General features: G+C 72.0%; 17 protein-coding genes. 10 read left to right on the forward strand and 7 right to left on the reverse strand.

All coding sequences use genetic code 11. The features are described from left to right. Window positions 1-113 precede the first annotated feature (113 nt). The 5 genes from TSO221_RS10705 to maiA are packed head-to-tail and all read left to right on the forward strand — an operon-like array spanning window position 114 to window position 4,081. A complete protein-coding gene (locus TSO221_RS10705) occupies window positions 114-986 on the forward strand; it encodes a branched-chain amino acid ABC transporter permease (RefSeq protein WP_109118484.1) in 873 nt (290 codons plus the stop codon). Next, the gene (locus TSO221_RS10710; protein ID WP_109118485.1) at window positions 979-1,971 is read left to right on the forward strand and encodes a branched-chain amino acid ABC transporter permease; all 993 of its coding nucleotides are present in this window, start codon (window positions 979-981) and stop codon (window positions 1,969-1,971) included. The genes TSO221_RS10705 and TSO221_RS10710 overlap by 8 nt, the downstream gene beginning before the upstream one ends. Next, window positions 1,968-2,741, forward strand: a complete 774-nt coding sequence (locus tag TSO221_RS10715) for an ABC transporter ATP-binding protein (RefSeq protein WP_109118486.1) — start codon at window positions 1,968-1,970, stop codon at window positions 2,739-2,741. Before TSO221_RS10710 ends, TSO221_RS10715 begins: the two co-directional genes overlap by 4 nt. Next, window positions 2,734-3,420 (forward strand): ABC transporter ATP-binding protein, encoded by a 687-nt coding sequence (locus TSO221_RS10720; RefSeq protein ID WP_109118487.1) that lies wholly within the window; start codon window positions 2,734-2,736, stop codon window positions 3,418-3,420. Before TSO221_RS10715 ends, TSO221_RS10720 begins: the two co-directional genes overlap by 8 nt. A 16-nt stretch (window positions 3,421-3,436) precedes the next feature. Continuing rightward, the gene (gene maiA, locus TSO221_RS10725; RefSeq protein ID WP_109118488.1) at window positions 3,437-4,081 is read left to right on the forward strand and encodes a maleylacetoacetate isomerase; all 645 of its coding nucleotides are present in this window, start codon (window positions 3,437-3,439) and stop codon (window positions 4,079-4,081) included. A gap of 37 nt (window positions 4,082-4,118) precedes the next feature. Here maiA and TSO221_RS10730 read toward each other — a convergent pair whose 3' ends face one another. The 3 genes from TSO221_RS10730 to TSO221_RS10740 form a co-directional block, all read right to left on the reverse strand. Then, window positions 4,119-4,376 (reverse strand): hypothetical protein, encoded by a 258-nt coding sequence (locus TSO221_RS10730; protein ID WP_109118489.1) that lies wholly within the window; start codon window positions 4,374-4,376, stop codon window positions 4,119-4,121. A 445-nt stretch (window positions 4,377-4,821) separates the two neighbouring features. Then, a complete protein-coding gene (locus TSO221_RS10735) occupies window positions 4,822-5,148 on the reverse strand; it encodes a hypothetical protein (RefSeq protein ID WP_109118490.1) in 327 nt (108 codons plus the stop codon). 77 nt (window positions 5,149-5,225) lie between these two features. Next, window positions 5,226-6,017 carry a crotonase/enoyl-CoA hydratase family protein gene (locus TSO221_RS10740; RefSeq protein WP_109118491.1) on the reverse strand — a complete coding sequence of 264 codons (792 nt, stop codon included), beginning with the start codon at window positions 6,015-6,017 and terminating at the stop codon, window positions 5,226-5,228. A gap of 212 nt (window positions 6,018-6,229) precedes the next feature. Here TSO221_RS10740 and TSO221_RS10745 point away from each other — a divergent pair, with 212 nt between their 5' ends. Then, a complete protein-coding gene (locus tag TSO221_RS10745; protein WP_109118492.1) occupies window positions 6,230-6,997 on the forward strand; it encodes an MBL fold metallo-hydrolase in 768 nt (255 codons plus the stop codon). A gap of 35 nt (window positions 6,998-7,032) precedes the next feature. Continuing rightward, window positions 7,033-8,691 carry an isovaleryl-CoA dehydrogenase gene (locus TSO221_RS10750; protein WP_109118493.1) on the forward strand — a complete coding sequence of 553 codons (1,659 nt, stop codon included), beginning with the start codon at window positions 7,033-7,035 and terminating at the stop codon, window positions 8,689-8,691. 28 nt (window positions 8,692-8,719) lie between these two features. Here the strand turns inward: TSO221_RS10750 and TSO221_RS10755 are convergent, their stop codons facing one another. Next, a complete protein-coding gene (locus tag TSO221_RS10755; RefSeq protein ID WP_109118494.1) occupies window positions 8,720-9,643 on the reverse strand; it encodes a LysR family transcriptional regulator in 924 nt (307 codons plus the stop codon). 121 nt (window positions 9,644-9,764) lie between these two features. Between TSO221_RS10755 and TSO221_RS10760 the strand changes: the two genes are divergently transcribed. Continuing rightward, on the forward strand, window positions 9,765-11,180 hold the full coding sequence (locus TSO221_RS10760) for an MFS transporter (RefSeq protein ID WP_109118495.1): 1,416 nt from the start codon (window positions 9,765-9,767) through the stop codon (window positions 11,178-11,180). Between the two features lie 42 nt (window positions 11,181-11,222). Here the strand turns inward: TSO221_RS10760 and TSO221_RS35335 are convergent, their stop codons facing one another. Further along, window positions 11,223-11,396, reverse strand: coding sequence for a hypothetical protein (locus TSO221_RS35335; protein ID WP_158284055.1), 174 nt, complete (start codon window positions 11,394-11,396; stop codon window positions 11,223-11,225). 22 nt (window positions 11,397-11,418) lie between these two features. Next, the gene (locus TSO221_RS35340; protein WP_158284056.1) at window positions 11,419-11,595 is read right to left on the reverse strand and encodes a hypothetical protein; all 177 of its coding nucleotides are present in this window, start codon (window positions 11,593-11,595) and stop codon (window positions 11,419-11,421) included. A gap of 428 nt (window positions 11,596-12,023) precedes the next feature. On the opposite strand from TSO221_RS35340, the gene TSO221_RS10765 reads away from it, so the two are divergent. Next, window positions 12,024-13,130, forward strand: a complete 1,107-nt coding sequence (locus tag TSO221_RS10765; protein ID WP_109118496.1) for an ABC transporter substrate-binding protein — start codon at window positions 12,024-12,026, stop codon at window positions 13,128-13,130. A 135-nt stretch (window positions 13,131-13,265) separates the two neighbouring features. After that, complete coding sequence (locus TSO221_RS10770) at window positions 13,266-14,009, forward strand: GntR family transcriptional regulator (RefSeq protein WP_109118497.1); 744 nt, start codon at window positions 13,266-13,268, stop codon at window positions 14,007-14,009. A gap of 208 nt (window positions 14,010-14,217) precedes the next feature. On the opposite strand, the gene TSO221_RS10775 is transcribed toward TSO221_RS10770, so the two are convergent. After that, entirely contained in the window at window positions 14,218-15,975 is a 1,758-nt protein-coding gene (locus tag TSO221_RS10775; protein WP_199229441.1) for a sigma-54-dependent Fis family transcriptional regulator, read from the reverse strand. Window positions 15,976-16,114: the final 139 nt, after the last annotated feature.

A 16,114-nucleotide genomic window follows, 5' to 3' on the forward strand; every position in this document is an offset into this window, starting at 1 on the left:
GGGGCGGGGGGGGGGTAAGGCCAAGGATCCTGGCGGGCGCCCTCACCCTCCCACCGCTTTGCGGTGGGCCCCTCCCTCTCCCGGGGCGGGAGAGGGAAAGCAGGGAGGCTTCCATGAACCCGATCTTCCTCGCCGAACAGGCGCTCAACGGCCTGCAACTGGGAACCATGCTGTTCCTGATGGCGGCCGGGCTGACGCTGGTGTTCGGCATCATGAACCTGATCAACCTGGCGCACGGCTCGCTCTACATGCTGGGCGCCTACCTCGCGGCGACGCTGTTCCGCCACACCGGCTCGTTCCTGCTGGCCGGGGCGGGCGCCTTCGTCGGCGTGCTGGCGCTCGGCATGGCTCTGGAGCTGGCGGTGCTCCGCCGCTTCTACGCCCGCGACCACCTCGACCAGGTGCTGGCGACCTTCGGCCTGATCCTGTTCTTCAACGAGGCGGCGCGCATCGTCTGGGGCGTGCAAGCGCTGTTCATGCCGCTCCCCGAGGCGCTGGAGGGCACCGTCACGCTGATCCCCGGCGCGCCGTACCCGCTGTTTCGCCTCGCCACCATCGGCGTCGGGCTGGCGGTCGCCGCCGGGCTGTACCTGCTGATCGGGCGCACGCGCGCCGGCATGCTGATCCGCGCCGGCGCAAGCAACCGCACCATGGTCGAGGCGCTGGGCGTCAACATCCGCGTGCTCTACACGCTGGTCTTCGGCCTGGGCGCGGCGCTGGCGGCGCTGGCCGGCACCATGGCCGCACCGCTGCTGTCGGTGCAGGTCGGCATGGGCGACGGCGTGCTCATCCTCACCCTGGTGGTGATCGTCATCGGCGGCATCGGCTCGATCCGCGGCGCCTTCATCGCGGCGCTGCTGGTCGGGCTGACCGACACCTTCGGGCGCATGCTGCTGCCCGCCGCGCTGGCGGAGATGACGATCTACATCCTCATGGCGGCCATCCTGACGTGGCGCCCGCAAGGACTGTTCGCGGCCAATGACTAGCCTCCTCCCAAACACCCCGCGCCGGTGGGCGGTGGCGCTGCTCGCCGTCGCCCTGCTGGCCCTGCCGCCCGCCGCCCAGGCGCTGGGCGAGCCGTTCTACATCTCGCTGGTCAGCCGCGTGCTGGTCTTCGCGCTGGCGGCGATGAGCCTCGACCTGATCCTCGGCTTCGGCGGGCTGGTGTGCTTCGGGCACGCCATGTTCGTCGGGGTCGGCGCCTACGTGGTCGGCATCCTGGCCCACCACGCGGCGGAGGAGACGCTGCTGCTGGGCCTCCTCCCCGGCACGGCGAGCGGCTGGATCGCGTGGCCGCTGGCGATGCTGTGCGCCGGCGCGCTGGCGGCGGCGGTCGGCTTCGTGTCGCTGCGCACCAAAGGCGTGCACTTCATCATGATCACCCTGGCCTTCGCGCAGATGGCCTATTTCTTCTTCGTCTCGCTGCGCGCCTACGGCGGCGACGACGGGCTCAGCCTCGCGGCGCGCTCGACCTTCTCCGGGCTGGTCAGCCTGCGCGACAAGGTGAGCTTCTACTACGTGGCCTTGGGCGTGCTGGCGGTCGTCGGGCTGCTGCTGTGGCGGGTGACCGGCTCGCGCTTCGGCATGGTGCTGCAGGGCGCCAAGGCCAACGAGCGGCGGATGGTGCACATCGGCTTCCCGGTGTTCCGCTACCGCCTCGCCGCCTTCGCGCTGGCCGGTGCCGTCGCCGGGCTGGCCGGGGCGCTGCTCGCCAACCAGGCGAACTTCGTCAGCCCGGCGATGATGCACTGGACGCGCTCGGGCGAGATCATCGTCATGGTGATCCTCGGCGGCATGGGCACGCTGGTCGGGCCGGTGGTCGGCGCCTTCGTCTTCCTGCTGCTGGAGGAGGCGCTGTCCGGCTGGACCGAGCACTGGCAGGTGGTCTTCGGGCCGGCGCTGCTGCTGGCGGTGATCTACGCGCGCCAGGGGCTGTACGGCCTCCTGCCGGTGCGGGAGAGCGCGCGATGACCCGGCCGCTCATCAAGGTCACCGGTCTGTGCAAGAGCTTCGGCGCGCTGCGGGCCACCGACAACCTCGACCTCGACATCCGCGAGGGCGAGATCCACGCGCTGATCGGCCCGAACGGTGCCGGCAAGTCGACGCTGGTGGCGCAGCTCGCCGGCGAGCTGCGCTCCGACGCCGGGAGGGTGGAGTTCCAGTGCCGCGACGTCACCGCCCTGCCGCCGCCGGAGCGGGTGGCGCTCGGCCTCGTGCGCTCGTTCCAGATCACCAGCGTGTTCCGCGAGTTCAGCGCGCTGGCCAACGTGGCGCTGGCGGTGCAGGCGCGCCAGGGGCACAGCTTCCGCTTCTGGCGCGGCGCGCTCGCCGACCCGCTGCTGACCGAGCCGGCGCGCCGGTGTTTGGAGCAGGTCGGACTGGGCGCCCGGGCGGAGACGCCGGCGGCGCGGCTGTCCTACGGCGAGCAGCGCCAGCTGGAGATCGCCATGGCGCTCGCCACCGGGCCGAAGCTGCTGCTGCTCGACGAGCCGCTGGCCGGCATGGGGCGCGAGGACAGCGCGGTCATCGTCGAGCTGCTGGGATCCTTGCGCGGCCGCCACACCATGCTGCTGATCGAGCACGACATGGACGCGGTGTTCAGCCTCGCCGACCGCATCAGCGTGCTGGTCTACGGGCGCGCCGTCGCCACCGGAACGCCGGACGCGATCCGCCGCGATCCCGACGTCCAGCGCGCCTACCTGGGCGAGGAGGCGCATGCCGGGGAGTTCTTCCATGCTTGAGGTCAAGGGATTGCAGGCCGCCTACGGCGACAGCCAGGTGCTGTTCGGCATGGACCTGTCGGTCGGCGCGGGGGAGATGGTGACGCTCCTGGGCCGCAACGGGATGGGCAAGACGACGACCATCCACACCATCATGGGCATCGTCCGTCCGAAGGGCGGCGAGGTGCGCTTCGCCGGCCGGGCGCTGCATGGCCAGCCCGCCTTCAAGGTGGCGCGCGCCGGCCTCGGGCTGGTGCCGGAGGGGCGGCAGATCTTCCCCAACCTGACGGTGGAGGAGAACCTGATCGCCACCGCCACCAAGGGCGAATGGACGCTGCGCACGGTCTACGAGCTGTTCCCGCGCCTGTCGGAGCGCCGCTCCAACCTGGGCAACCGGCTGTCGGGCGGCGAGCAGCAGATGCTCGCCATCGGCCGGGCGCTGCTGACCAACCCGAAGCTGCTGATCCTCGACGAGGCGACGGAGGGGCTGGCGCCGCTGATCCGCATCGAGATCTGGCGCTGCCTGGCGGCGCTCAAGCGGCGGGGGCAGTCGATCCTGGTGGTCGACAAGAACGTCGACGCGCTGATCGAGATCGCCGACCGGCACGTCATCGTCGAGAAGGGCCGGGTGGTCTGGCACGGCGACGGCGACACGCTGGCCGCCGACCAAAGTCTGCGCCACCGGTACCTGGGCGTATGAGACAGGGAAGAACCCCATGAAGCTTCACAACTACCATCTCAGTTCCGCGTCGTTCCGCGTGCGCATCGCGCTCAACCTCAAGGGGCTGCCCTTCACATACGTGAGCCACCACCTGCGCCGCGCCGAGCACCGCAGCGAGGCCTTCCTGCGCCTCAACCCGCAGGGGCTGGTGCCGGCCCTGGAACTGGACGACGGCGCGGTGCTGACGCAGTCCATGGCGATCGTCGAATTCCTCGACGAGGCACACCCGGAGCCGCCGCTGCTGCCGCGCGACCTGCATGGGCGGGCGCGGGTGCGGGCGCTGGCCCAGGCCATCGCCTGCGACATTCATCCCATCAACAACCTGCGCGTCCTGCAATATCTGGAAACGCCGCTCGGCCACGATCAGGCGACGCGCGACGCCTGGTACCGCCACTGGGTGGCCGCGGGCTTCGACGGGTTGGAACGGGAACTGGCCGGTCACCCGGCGACCGGGCGCTTCTGCCACGGCGACGCGCCGACGCTGGCGGATATCTGCCTGGTGCCCCAGGTCTTCAACGCCAAGCGCTTCGCCGTCGATCTCGGACCCTATCCGACCGTTCGCCGCATTCACGGCGTGTGCCTCGACCTGCCGGCTTTCGCCGACGCGGCACCGGAGAAACAACCCGAGGCGGCGACCTGAGCGTGCCCGTCGCCGTCCGGCCGTAACGGCGGACGCGCTACGCGGCGATCAGCTGCGGGCCGCGGCGCAGGAAGCCGAGGTGCCGTTCCCCGAGCGTCGCGGCCCATTCCGCCGCCGCGCCTTCGGCATCGGAGCGGGACGGGAACCAGCGCAGGTCCGGCGTCCACTCGGTGTCGCCGTGGGACGCGTGCCAGCACCACCACCCGTCCACCGTCTCGGTGACGCAGAGAACGACGCCGAGTTCGCCGTCGAGGGCGTGCGTTCCGCTGGTGTATGCGCTGCCGTGCCAATCCATTGGTCATTCCCCATTCGTTTGGCTAGTCACTTTGGTATCATGATAGTCCGTATTACGGAATATGTTGTGACAAGTGACTCCGTGACGTGGAACGGAGCTGTGGCCGCGGGGATACGCTTTCGCCGCCCGCGTGCTATCATCGCTTCAGGTCCGGCGGTGGGGAGGGCGCGCCATGATGTGGGTCCTGCTTGCAATCTTCGTCGTTGCGCTTGTCGTGGTGTTCGCGCTCGGCACCCAGCGCCACGCCGGGCGCAAGCCGCGCCGGGGGCATCGGTAGGCTGGGGCTGCGGCGAAAAAAAAGGCCGCCCATAGGGCGGCCTCAGGGTCTAGCAGGGAACTTGCACTCAGCAGCACTGCCTTTGCCGCAAATCCCCGGGCGGCGCAATCGGCGGCCGGCCGCGTTTTCACGCAGTGGAAACGCGGGGGCGGAGCCGCCGGCCCGCCCTCAGTCAGGCATGACGCCCCTGGCGGCGGACAGGGTGCGCCGGGCGCTCTCGATGAAGGTCAGGGAACTGTCGAAGAACGCGAGGCAGGTCTTCCTGTGCTCGTCATCGCCGTGCACGTCGATCTCCTCGATCGTCGTGATGAGCGTCTCGGCGGACGCGGCCAGCGCGGCGACCGTCGGAAGGTTCATGCCGTCGCCGCGGATTTGCAGAAGCCCGTCGCGCACGGCCCGCAGATCGTGCAGCAGGGTCTCCCGTCTCCGCTCCAGCGATTGGAGCTGTTGCGCGCTCTCGACCGCTTTTCGCCTGGCCTCGATCTTCGGGTGCATACCGCTGGTCCACGCTTCGTCCGACACCGTCAGGGACTATCGGCGCGTCGAGGACGCGTTGTCCAGTCGTCAGCGCGTCAGCGGCCGGCGAAGACCGCCGGGCGCTTCTCGATGAAGGCGGTGATGCCTTCGCGGATGTCCTGCGTGGCGGCCATGCGGGCGAACTGGCCGGCCTCCACCGCCAGCCCCTCGTCGATGGACAGGTTCAGGCCGCGCGTGGTGGCGGCCAGGCAGGCGGCGACCGCCAGCGGCGACTTGTCGACGATCCGCGCCGCCAGCCCGCGGGCGGCGTCCATCAGGTCCTCGTGCGGGACGACCAGGTTGACGAGGCCCGCGTCCTTGGCGTCCTCGGCGCCGATCGGGTCGCCGGTCAGCAGCATGGCAAGCGCCCGCTTGCGGCCGATCAGGCGGGGCAGCCGCTGCGTGCCGCCGTAGGGCGGCGGGAAGCCCAGCCGGATCTCCGACTTGGCGAACAGCGCCCGGTCGCTGGCGACGGCGAGCGGGACCGCCTCCGTCACCTCGCAGCCACCGCCGTAGGCGATGCCGTTCACCGCGGCGATGATCGGCTTGGGGAAGGATTCCAGGCGGCTGGTCAGCCGCTGGCCGCGCCGCACGAACTCGCGCAGCGCCGTCTCGGGGCCGGCGAAGACCGGGCCGGAGAACTCGGCGATGTCCGCGCCGGCGGAGAAGGCGCGCTCCCCCGCTCCGGTGAGGATGACGGCGCGCACCGCCGCGTCGGCCTCGAGGACGTCGAGGTGCTCGTGCAGGCGCGCGATGGTGGCGAAGTCGATGGCGTTCAGCTTGTGTGGGCGGTTCAGCGTCAGGGTGGCGACGGCGCCCTCGACGGTCAGAAGCACGATGTCGGTCATGGGGTGATCCCTCCCTTGTCCGGCGGTCCGGAGTGTCTATGCCCGCGAGGGTCGCTTCCGGCGGAGGTCGGCACAAACGAGAAATCCTGGTCCGGCCGTGAGTTCCGCTCACCTGGTACCGGGCAGACGCGTCGTGGCGTTCCGCGCGGCGCGGGCGTAACCTGCGGTCCCTCCCCGCCTCCGGCAGGGGAAGGCAACGGTCAGGAGGCTCCATGCTCCCCATCGCCGGGCGCTGGTTCGAACGGCAGCGGATCGACGACGACGTGACGCTGCTCTGGGAACCGCACGTCATCCCGCTCCTGCGCTGCAACATCTGGCATGTCCGCGGGCGCGACCTCGACCTGCTGATCGACACCGGCCTGGGCATCGTCAGCCTGCGCCGCGCCGCCGCCGACCTGTTCGGCAAGCCGGTGCTGGCGGTGGCGACGCACACGCACGTGGACCATGTCGGCGGCCATCACGAGTGGTCCGACTGCCTCTGCCACGCCGCCGAGGCCGAGGCCCTGCGGGCGCCGAAGGGCCGGCGCAGCCTGCGCTCCGCCGACTCCCCGCCCGACGAGCTGCGCCAGCTGCGCGAGGCCGGGTACGAGATCGGCGACCTGATGATCACCGCGCTGCCCCACGCCGGCTACGACCTCGACGGTTTCCGCCGGCTTCCCGCCAACCCGACCCGCGTCGTCGGGGAGGGCGCCGTGGTCGACACCGGCGACCGCCGCTTCGAGGTGCTGCACCTGCCCGGCCATTCGCCGGGCAGCATCGGCCTGTGGGAGGCGGCGACGGGGACGCTGTTCTCCGGCGACGCGCTGTACGACGGCCCGCTGCTCGACACCCTGCCGGGCTCCGACCGCGCCGCCTATCGCCGGACCATGGAGCGCCTGCGGGACCTTCCGGTGCGGACGGTCCACGCCGGCCACGACCCGAGCTTCGGGCCGGAGCGGATGCGGGAGTTGATCGACGGCTATCTGCGATCGATCTCATAAGCGCAGCGTTCCGGTCGCTTCGGGGAGGCATCGCCATGGTTCATCGCGCGCCGGCGGCGGCGCTCGCCACCCACACCGTCGCCAACCAGCCGCCGGACTTCGCGCCGCGCGACCTCTGGCGCACCGACGCGGCCCTGTGCGACGCGGTGCGGCGGGAGGGCGGCGCCTGGGCCGAGGACCGGCTGGCCGCCCTGGGCGTCGAGGCGGGAAGCGAGCGGGTGATGGAACTGGGCGAGCTGGCCAACCGCCACCCGCCGGTGCTGAAAGCCTTCGACCGCTGCGGGCGCCGGCTGGACGAGGTCGAGTTCCATCCCGCCTACCACGCGCTGATGGAGCTGGCGTTCCGCCACCGCATCCACGCCCTGCCCTGGGACCGGCCGCAGGCCGGCGCGCACGTGGCGCACGCGGCCATGGTCCACCTGCTGACCCAGGCCGAGGCGGGCGTGCTGTGCCCCGTCGCCATGACCTACGCCGCGGTGCCGGCGTTGCGGCGCCAGCCCGAACTGGCCGGGGACTGGCTGCCGCGGATCCTCTCTGACCGCTACGACCCGCGCTTCATCCCGGCGGGCGAGAAGACCGGGGTGACCGTCGGCATGGCGATGACGGAGAAGCAGGGCGGCTCCGACGTCCGCGCCAACACCACGCGGGCCGAGCCGTGCGGAAGCGGGGGCGAGCACACGCTGACCGGGCACAAATGGTTCTGCTCGGCGCCGATGTCGGACGCCTTCCTGACGCTGGCCCAGGCGGGGCGCGGGTTGACCTGCTTCCTGGTGCCGCGCTGGCGCCCGGACGGCACGCGCAACCCGTTCCGCATCCAGCGCCTCAAGGACAAGCTGGGCAACCGCTCCAACGCCTCGGCGGAGATCGAGTACGACGGCACCTGGGCCGTCCGGGTCGGGGAGGAGGGGGCCGGCGTCGCCACCATCATCGACATGGTGCACCACACCCGCCTCGACTGCGGGGCGGCGGCGGCCGGCCTGATGCGCGCGGCGGTGTCGCGCGCGCTGCACCACGCCGGGCACCGGGCGGCGTTCGGGCAGCCGCTGATCGGGCAGCCGCTGATGCGCCACGTCCTAGCCGACCTCGCGCTGGAGGCCGAGGCGGCGACCGCGCTGGTGCTGCGGGTGGCGCGCGCGTTCGACGAGGGGGAGGCCGGCGCGGAGGCGCGGGCCTTCGCCCGGCTCGCGGTGGCGGTCGCCAAGTACTGGGTCACCAAGCGCTGCCCGGCCGTCGCCTGCGAGGCGCTGGAGTGCCACGGCGGCAACGGCTACGTCGAGGACGGCGGCATGCCGCGGCTCTACCGCGAGGCCCCGCTGAACGCGATCTGGGAGGGGTCGGGCACCGTGATCTGCCTGGACGTCCTGCGCACGCTGCGCAAGGAGCCCGCGGCGCTGGCGGGCCTGGAAGCGGAGCTGCGCGGCGCGGGTGGTCTGGACGGCCGGCTGGACGCGTGGGTCCGCGAGACGCGGCGGATGCTCGCCGATTCCGCCGCGCTGGAGGTGCAGGCCCGCCGGCTGGTCGAGCGGCTGGCGCTGGCCCTCCAGGCCGGGCTGCTGCTGCGCCACGGCCCGCCGGCCGTCGCCGAGGCCTTCTGCGCGTCGCGCCTGGGCGGGGAGTGGGGGCACGCCTTCGGCACGCTGCCAGCGACCGTGGATGGCGACGGCATCCTAGCCCGCGCGGCCGGAGCGGGGTGACGTCCGTGGCGCTCGGCGGCGCGCTGGTCTACGGCCGGGGCGGGCAGGCCCGGTCCCGGGGGAGGGCACCGCAGACCTCGCGGACGCAGCCCCTCAGCCAGCGGTGCGCCGGGTCGGCGTCGAGCCTCGGGTGCCACAGCATCGACACGGTGACCGGCGGGACGGCAACCGGCAGCGGGAAGCTGTGCAGGCCAGCGCGCAGGGCTTGCGTGTGCCGCTCCGGCACGGCGGCGATCAGGTCGGTGGCGCGCACCAGCGCCAGCGCGGCGGCGAAGCCGCCGACGGTGGTGGCGACGTGGCGCTCCAGGCCGAGCGCTTCCAGCGCGTCGTCGACCGGCCCGCGGTCGAGGCCCTGGCGCGAGACGAGGACGTGCCGGCCGGCGGCGTAGCGGGCGGCCGTGACCTCGCCCCGGCAGAGCGGGTGCCCCGCTCGCACGACGCCGACGAAGCGGTCGCGGAACAGGGCCTGCGCGCGCACCTCAGGGCCCGTCGTGTCGCCGACGACCCCGGTTTCCAGGTCCACGGATCCGCCGCGCAGCGGCGCGCTGTCCTTGTCCGGCTTCGGCACGAAGCGCAGCCGCACGCCCGGCGCCTCCACGGCGACGCGGGCGAGGAGGCCCGCCCCGAAGTTCTCGACGAAGCCGTCGCTGCCGCGCAGCGTGAAGGTGCGCGCGAGCCGCGCGAGGTCGAGCGCCTCGGCCGGCCGCAGCACCGCCTCCGCGTCCTGCACCAGCCGGCTCACCCGCTCGCGGAGGTCGAGCGCACGCGGCGTGGGCACGAGTCCGCGCCCGGCCCGCACCAGCAGCGGGTCGCCGGTCGCCTCGCGCAGCCGCGCCAGCGCCCGGCTCATCGCCGACGGGCTGAGCCGCAGGCGCCGGGCGGCGCGCGCCACGCTGCCTTCCGCCAGCAGGACGTCGAGCGTGACGAGCAGGTTGAGGTCGGGCCGCGCCATGCGGCGAGGATAACACCGTCCGGCATGGCGTTGCATGCACGAATACAGTGCAACCGCTGCGTCTTCCGCCATCCCTGGCGCGGGGTTAGGTCTCTCGGAAACCAACGAGGGACCCGATGTCATGCAGAAGCTCATGGAACGCAAGGATTGCAGCGCGGGGGCCGGAGGGGCGCTCGCCGGCCTGTCGGCCTGCATGTTGCTGTCGTCGCTCGGCACCAGCGTCGCCAACGTCGCCCTGCCGACGCTGGCGGAGGCGTTCGGCGCCTCCTTCCAGCAGGTGCAGTGGATCGTGGTGGCCTATCTCCTCGCCGTCACCACGCTGATCGTCGGCGTCGGGCGGCTCGGCGACAGGATCGGCCGGCGGAGGCTGCTGCTGGCCGGGCTCGCCCTGTTCACGGCGGCGTCGGCGCTGTGCGGCGCCGCGTCCACGCTGTGGCTGCTGGTTGCCGCGCGGGCGGTGCAGGGGCTCGGCGCCGCCGTCATGATGGCGCTGGCCCTGGCGTTCGTCGGCCAGACGGTCCCGAAGGAGCGCACCGGCAGCGCCATGGGGCTGCTGGGCACGATGTCGGCGGTCGGCACCGCGCTCGGCCCGTCGCTGGGCGGTGCGCTGATCGCCGGGTTCGGCTGGCGGGCGATCTTCCTGGTCAACCTGCCGCTCGGCGCGCTCGCGCTGGGGCTGGCGTGGCGGGGACTGCCGGCCGACCGCGCGGTGCCGGCGGCGGAGCGGGTGGGCTTCGACCACCTGGGCACGCTGCTGCTGGCCCTGACGCTCGGCGCCTACGCGCTCGCCATGACGGTGGGGCGGGGGAGCTTCGGCCCGCTGAACGCGGGGCTGCTGCTGGCGGCGGTGCTGGGTGCCGGCCTTTTCGTGCGGGCCGAGGCGCGGGCGGCGTCGCCGCTGGTCCGGCCGGCGACGTTCCGCGATCCGGAGCTGGGCGCGGGGCTTGCCGCCAGCCTGCTGGTGGCGACGGTGATGATGGCGACGCTGGTGGTCGGGCCGTTCTATCTGGCGCGCGCCCTGGCGCTCGACACCGCGCTGGTCGGCCTGGTCATGTCCATCGGGCCGGCGGTCGCCGCCCTGGCCGGCGTGCCGGCCGGCCGCGCCGTGGACCGGTTCGGGGCGTGGCGCATGACCGTCGCCGGGCTGGTGGGGACCGGGTCCGGCTGCGGGCTGCTGGCGGCGGTGCCGGCGACTCTCGGCGTTCCCGGCTACGCCGCCGCCATCGCCGTCACCACGGCCGGCTACGCGCTGTTCCAGACGGCCAACAACACCGCGGTCCTGGCGGACGTCGCCCCGGACCGGCGCGGCGTGGTGTCGGGGATGCTCACCTTGTCGCGCAACCTCGGGCTCATCACCGGCGCGTCGGTGATGGGCGCCGTGTTCGCGTTCGCCGCCGGAACCATCGACCCGACCGCGGCGCCTGCCCAGGCGGTCGATGGCGGCATGCGGATCACCTTCGTGCTTGCGGCGGTCCTGGTCGCTCTGGCGCTCATGGTCACGATGGGAAGTCGTGCCCGCTCCGCGGAGCCGGCGTAAGCACGGGCCGGCGGCGCGGGGATGCGTCGCCGGCCGTTACCGTCAGCGGGTGGCGGGCAGGGCCGCGCCGATGTGGCGATCGCCGCAGATGGCGGAGAACAGGCGCCGCGCCATCGAACGGAGATACGCGACGCGCATTTCCTCGGCCTCGCGGCGCAGGCGCCGCAGTTCCAGGCTCGACGGCAGAGAACCGGCGATGCTGCGTTCCTGGTTCATGATCGTCTCCTGAGCAAAGCGTTCAGTTGAAGGTGTGCAGCTGGCTTGCCGTCTCGGAGATGGCGTTCCAGTCGATGTGGGCCGGCGTCGGCACCGGCTCGCTCGTCACGGCGGCGCCCGCGGCGGCGGCGGCGACCAGGGCGACGAGGGCGGCGGCCGTGGTGACCGCGATGCGCGACAGGGAATGCTTGATGTGCATGGGACTGCTCCAGGGATGCTTTTTGGATTCTTGGCCGGACCGGGGGAGCAGCGTCTCCAACCCCCGCCATGTCCTGTGGGGAAATCATGGCCCCGCTTTGCTGCGGTGCGAAGCGCGCTCTGCACATGCCCACCATAAGCATATTGCAGTGCAACATAGCGCTGCGAAGTCCTAGTCTCTAAACACGGCGCCGAAATAATAGCGCTGTGAACGTCTGCGGATCTCCGGCAGGAACGGACGCATCCATTGACCGGTTTGCTGTCTCGGGGCGGAGGGCGCGCCGGTGTGCCGCGCGCCGCCACGACGTACGGGCATGGCTGCCTTGAGCCGGTAACCGGAAGCGTGGCGCGCGGAACGGTGTATCAGAACGCACGAGGCGCGGTGCGCATGAACAACCGCGAGCCAAAGGACGTAAAGGAGACACTGGAATGACCCGCAGCATTTCCCTGGTCAGCGCCCTGGCGCTTCTGGCCGGCGTGGGCACCGCGCACGCCGACATCGCCATCGGGCTCGGCACCGCGACCAGCGGTTCCGTCGCGGCGCTCGGCCAGCAGACGGTGTACGGCGCCCAGCAGGCCATCAAGGACATCAACGCCAAGGGCGGGGTGCTCGGCCAGCAGCTGGTGCTGAAGGTCGGCGACGACGCCTGCGACCCGCGGCAGGCCGTGGCGGTCGCCAACCGCTTCGCCACCGAGAAGGTGGTGGCGGTGAACGGGCACCTGTGCTCGGGCTCGGCGATCCCGGCGTCGGAGGTCTACAACGAGGAGGGCATCGTCATGATGACCCCCACCGCCACCAACCCGACGCTGACCGACCGCGGCTACAACGCGGTGTTCCGCGCCTGCGGCCGCGACGACCAGCAGGGCGTGGTGTCGGGCCAGTACATCGCCACCAAGTTCAAGGGTAAGGCGGTCGCCATCGTCGATGACAAGCAGTCCTACGGCAAGGGCCTGGCCGACGTCGTCGCCAAGACGCTGGAGCAGGCCGGCGTTCCGGTCGCTTACCGCGGCTCGGTCACGGCCGGCGAGAAGGACTTCTCCTCACTGATCACCAACCTGAAGCAGCGCAACGTCGAGGCCATCTACTACGGCGGCTACCATCCGGAGCTGGGCCTGATGGTCCGTCAGGCGCGCGAGCACGGGCTGCAGGCGCAGTTCATCGCCGGCGACGGCCTGAACAACCCGGAATTCTGGGCGATCACCGGGGCGGCCGGGCAGGGCACGCTGTACACCGACAGCCCCTCGGCCGCCAGCAACCCGGCGGCGCGCCAGCTGGTCGACGCCTTCAAGGCCGCCGGCCTGCCGGATCCGGGCAACTTCGCCTTCTACAGCTACGCGGTGATCCAGACCATCGCCCAGGGCCTGGAGAAGGCCGGCGCGGCCGATCCCAAGAAGCTCGCCGCCGCGCTGCACGGCGGCACCTTCGACACGGTCGTCGGCCAGATCCAGTTCGACAAGAAGGGCGACGTCGTGAAGCCGGCCTACGTGCTGTACGAATGGCGCGAGGGCAAGAACGTCCAGATGGCCGACCAGTAAGGCCGCCGGCCGCTCCCCTCCCGGGCGCCTGCCGGGGAGGGGAGGGCCGATGTCCCGATTGGGCTGCAATATGGCGGTTGCTCGTGTATCTCTGTGCGGGCGGAAACCGCCGCGTACGCTGTTGCAGGGTTCGACATGCCGTCGGTAGACCATGATCTCATGCCGCCGTCCGAAGGCCCGGCGCCGGACCCGACGGTCCACGACGGCCTCTCGGCGCATGACTGGCTGGAAGCCGAGATCCTGTCCGGACGGCTTCCTCCCGGCTCCAGGATCGTCCTCGACGCGCTGGCGGAGCGGCGCTCCGTCACCCCGTCGGAGATGCGCGAGGCGGCGATCCAGCTGTCCAACGACGGGCTGGCCTTCCTCGACGCCGGGGCGTCGCTGCGCGTGGCGCCGGTGTCGCTGGCCGACCTCAGGGACCTGACGGCGACCCGCATCGTCGTCGAGAAGGAGGTGCTGCGCAGCTCCATCCTGGCCGCCGACGCCGACTGGGAGGCGCGGGTGCGCGCCGCCTTCGGCGAACTGACGGCGGTGGAGGCGCTGCTGGGCGACAACCCGCGCGCCCACCTCGACCGCTGGGAGCGCTGCAACGGCGAGTTCCACGGCGCCCTCGTCGCGGCGTGCCCGCTGCGCCGGCTGATGCGCTTCAACCGCCTGCTCTACAAGCAGCACGAACGCTACCGGCGCCTGGTGTTGGTGCAGCGCACCACGCCGCGCGACGTGCACGCCGAGCATCTGGCGCTGTTCGAGGCCGCCATGGCCCGCGACGTCGAGACGGCCTGCGCGGTGCTGGAGGAGCACATCGCGCGGACCGTCGACATGCTGGCGAACGGCATCCGCGACGGGTCGTGGTTCGGCGCGCCGGCGGGGCTGCCGTAGGGCGGTGTCCTGGGTGGTCTGAACGTCGAAGCCCTCCCCCACCCCCGGCGGGGGAGGGTTGGGTGGGGGCTACGGCGCGCACGAGAATCAACGCCTGCCACCCACGCCGTAGCCCCCACCTTCCCGCGCCTGCGGCGCGGGCCCCTTCCTCCCCCGCCGGGGGCGGGGGAGGGGACGTACAGACCTTCGCGGTCCTCGGAAACCTGCCCTAACCCCGCATCTTCCGGTACCGGTACGCCAGCTGCGCGCGCGTCAGGCCGAGCATGCGGGCCGCCTCGGACAGGTTGCCGCGGGCGCGCTGCACGGCGGCCTCGATGGCGCGGGTCTCCAGCTGTTCGAGCGGCAGGTCGCTGGACAGGATCTCGTCGATCACCCCCGCCGGCCGGGGCGCGGCGGGCGGCGCGGGCGGGCGGCGGCTGTCGATCAGCGAGCCGTCGTGCGCCACGCCGTAGAACGGGGCGTGCACCTCGTCGCCGAAGGCGAAGACGTGGCCGACGTCGATCGGCGAGCCGTCGTCCGGCGCCATGATGACCGAGCGCTCGACGATGTTCTCCAGCTCGCGCACGTTGCCGGGGAAGTCGTAGTCGACCAGCCGGTCCATCGCCCGGTCGGTGATTCCCGACACCGGCTTGCCGTGGCGCTCGCAGTACTTCAGCAGGAAATGGCGGACCAGCAGCGGGATGTCGTCGCGCCGCTCGCGCAGCGGCGGGATGCGCACCGGGAAGACGTTCAGGCGGAAGAACAGGTCCTCGCGGAAGGCGCCGCGCTTCGCCTCGGCGCGCAGGTCGACGTTGGTGGCGGCGATCACCCGCACGTCGACGCGCCGCGTCTCGGTGCCGCCGACGCGCTCGACCTCGCGTTCCTGCAGAACGCGCAGCAGCTTGCCCTGGGCGGGCAGGTTGAGGGTGCCGATCTCGTCGAGGAAGATGGTGCCGCCGTGCGCGCGCTCGAACCGGCCGGGGCGGCTCTGCACCGCGCCGGTGAAGGCGCCGCGCTCGACGCCGAACAGCTCGGATTCGATCAGGTTCTCCGGGATGGCGGCGCAGTTGATCGCCACGAAGGGCTTGTCGGCGCGCTTGCTCGACGTGTGCAGGGTGCGGGCGAACATCTCCTTGCCGGCCCCGGTCTCGCCGAGGAACAGCACCGTAGCGTCGGTCGGCGCCACCTTCTGCAGCAGGTGGTAGGCGGCCAGGAAGCTGGAGGAGACGCCGACCAGACCCGGCTGGCGGCGCGCGTCCGGCGCCGCCGGGTCCAGCCGCGCTAGCGCGGGGGCGGCGCCGCGGTAGAGCGACGCCAGGCTGTCCGGCTGGAGGTAGACGAGGTCGGGGTTGGGGTCGTCCCACTCGTGCACCGGCTTGCCGACGATGCGGCACTGCCGGCTGCCGGTGCCGCGGCACTCCACCTCACGGTGCAGGATCGGCTGGCCCATGAAGATGCTGGTGTAGCCCGAGGCGTAGCCGATCTGCATCCAGCACACCGGTTCGGCGCTCATGCCGAAGGCGGCGATGTGGGCGTCCACCTCGGACGAGCTGTGCCAGATGAACTCGCCGTAGTAGTGGCCGGAGTCGATGTCCACCTCGACCCGCACCGGCTCGGCGTGGACGATGCCCTCCAGCGCGTGCATCTGCGGGCCGACGTAGAAGGCGTTCAGCTCGTCGTCCGGGCGGATGCGCCGCGCGAACTCCGCGTCCTTGCAGCCGGAGGCGTAGCCCATGCGGGTGAACAGCCCGCGCGCCGCCTCGACGCCCAGCGAGTTGACCAGCTCGCGCCGCAGGCCGGCCAGCGCGCTCAGGTGGATCAGCAGCATGCGCTGGTCGCCCAGCCAGATGCGCCCGTCGCTGGGGCAGAAGCGCAGCCGGGCCGACAGGTCGGCGATGTCCGGCATCTGCGCCGTCACCTGCGGCGGCACCAGCGGCACGGTGATGGAGTCGCCCGACGGCGGAGCGTTGGTCTCGGCGTTGCGCATTTCGTAAAGGTACGCGGGCGGCGCCCCCGGCGCAACGCCGCCTCCACGATGGGCATGATTGATGAAATGATCAATCGCTTCCGCCTTTCGCATGAAACGGATTGATCAAATCATCAATTCCGCGGGTGCCCGCCCGCCC

Origin of the sequence: Azospirillum sp. TSO22-1, assembly GCF_003116015.1 — a bacterium.
GTDB lineage: Bacteria > Pseudomonadota > Alphaproteobacteria > Azospirillales > Azospirillaceae > Azospirillum.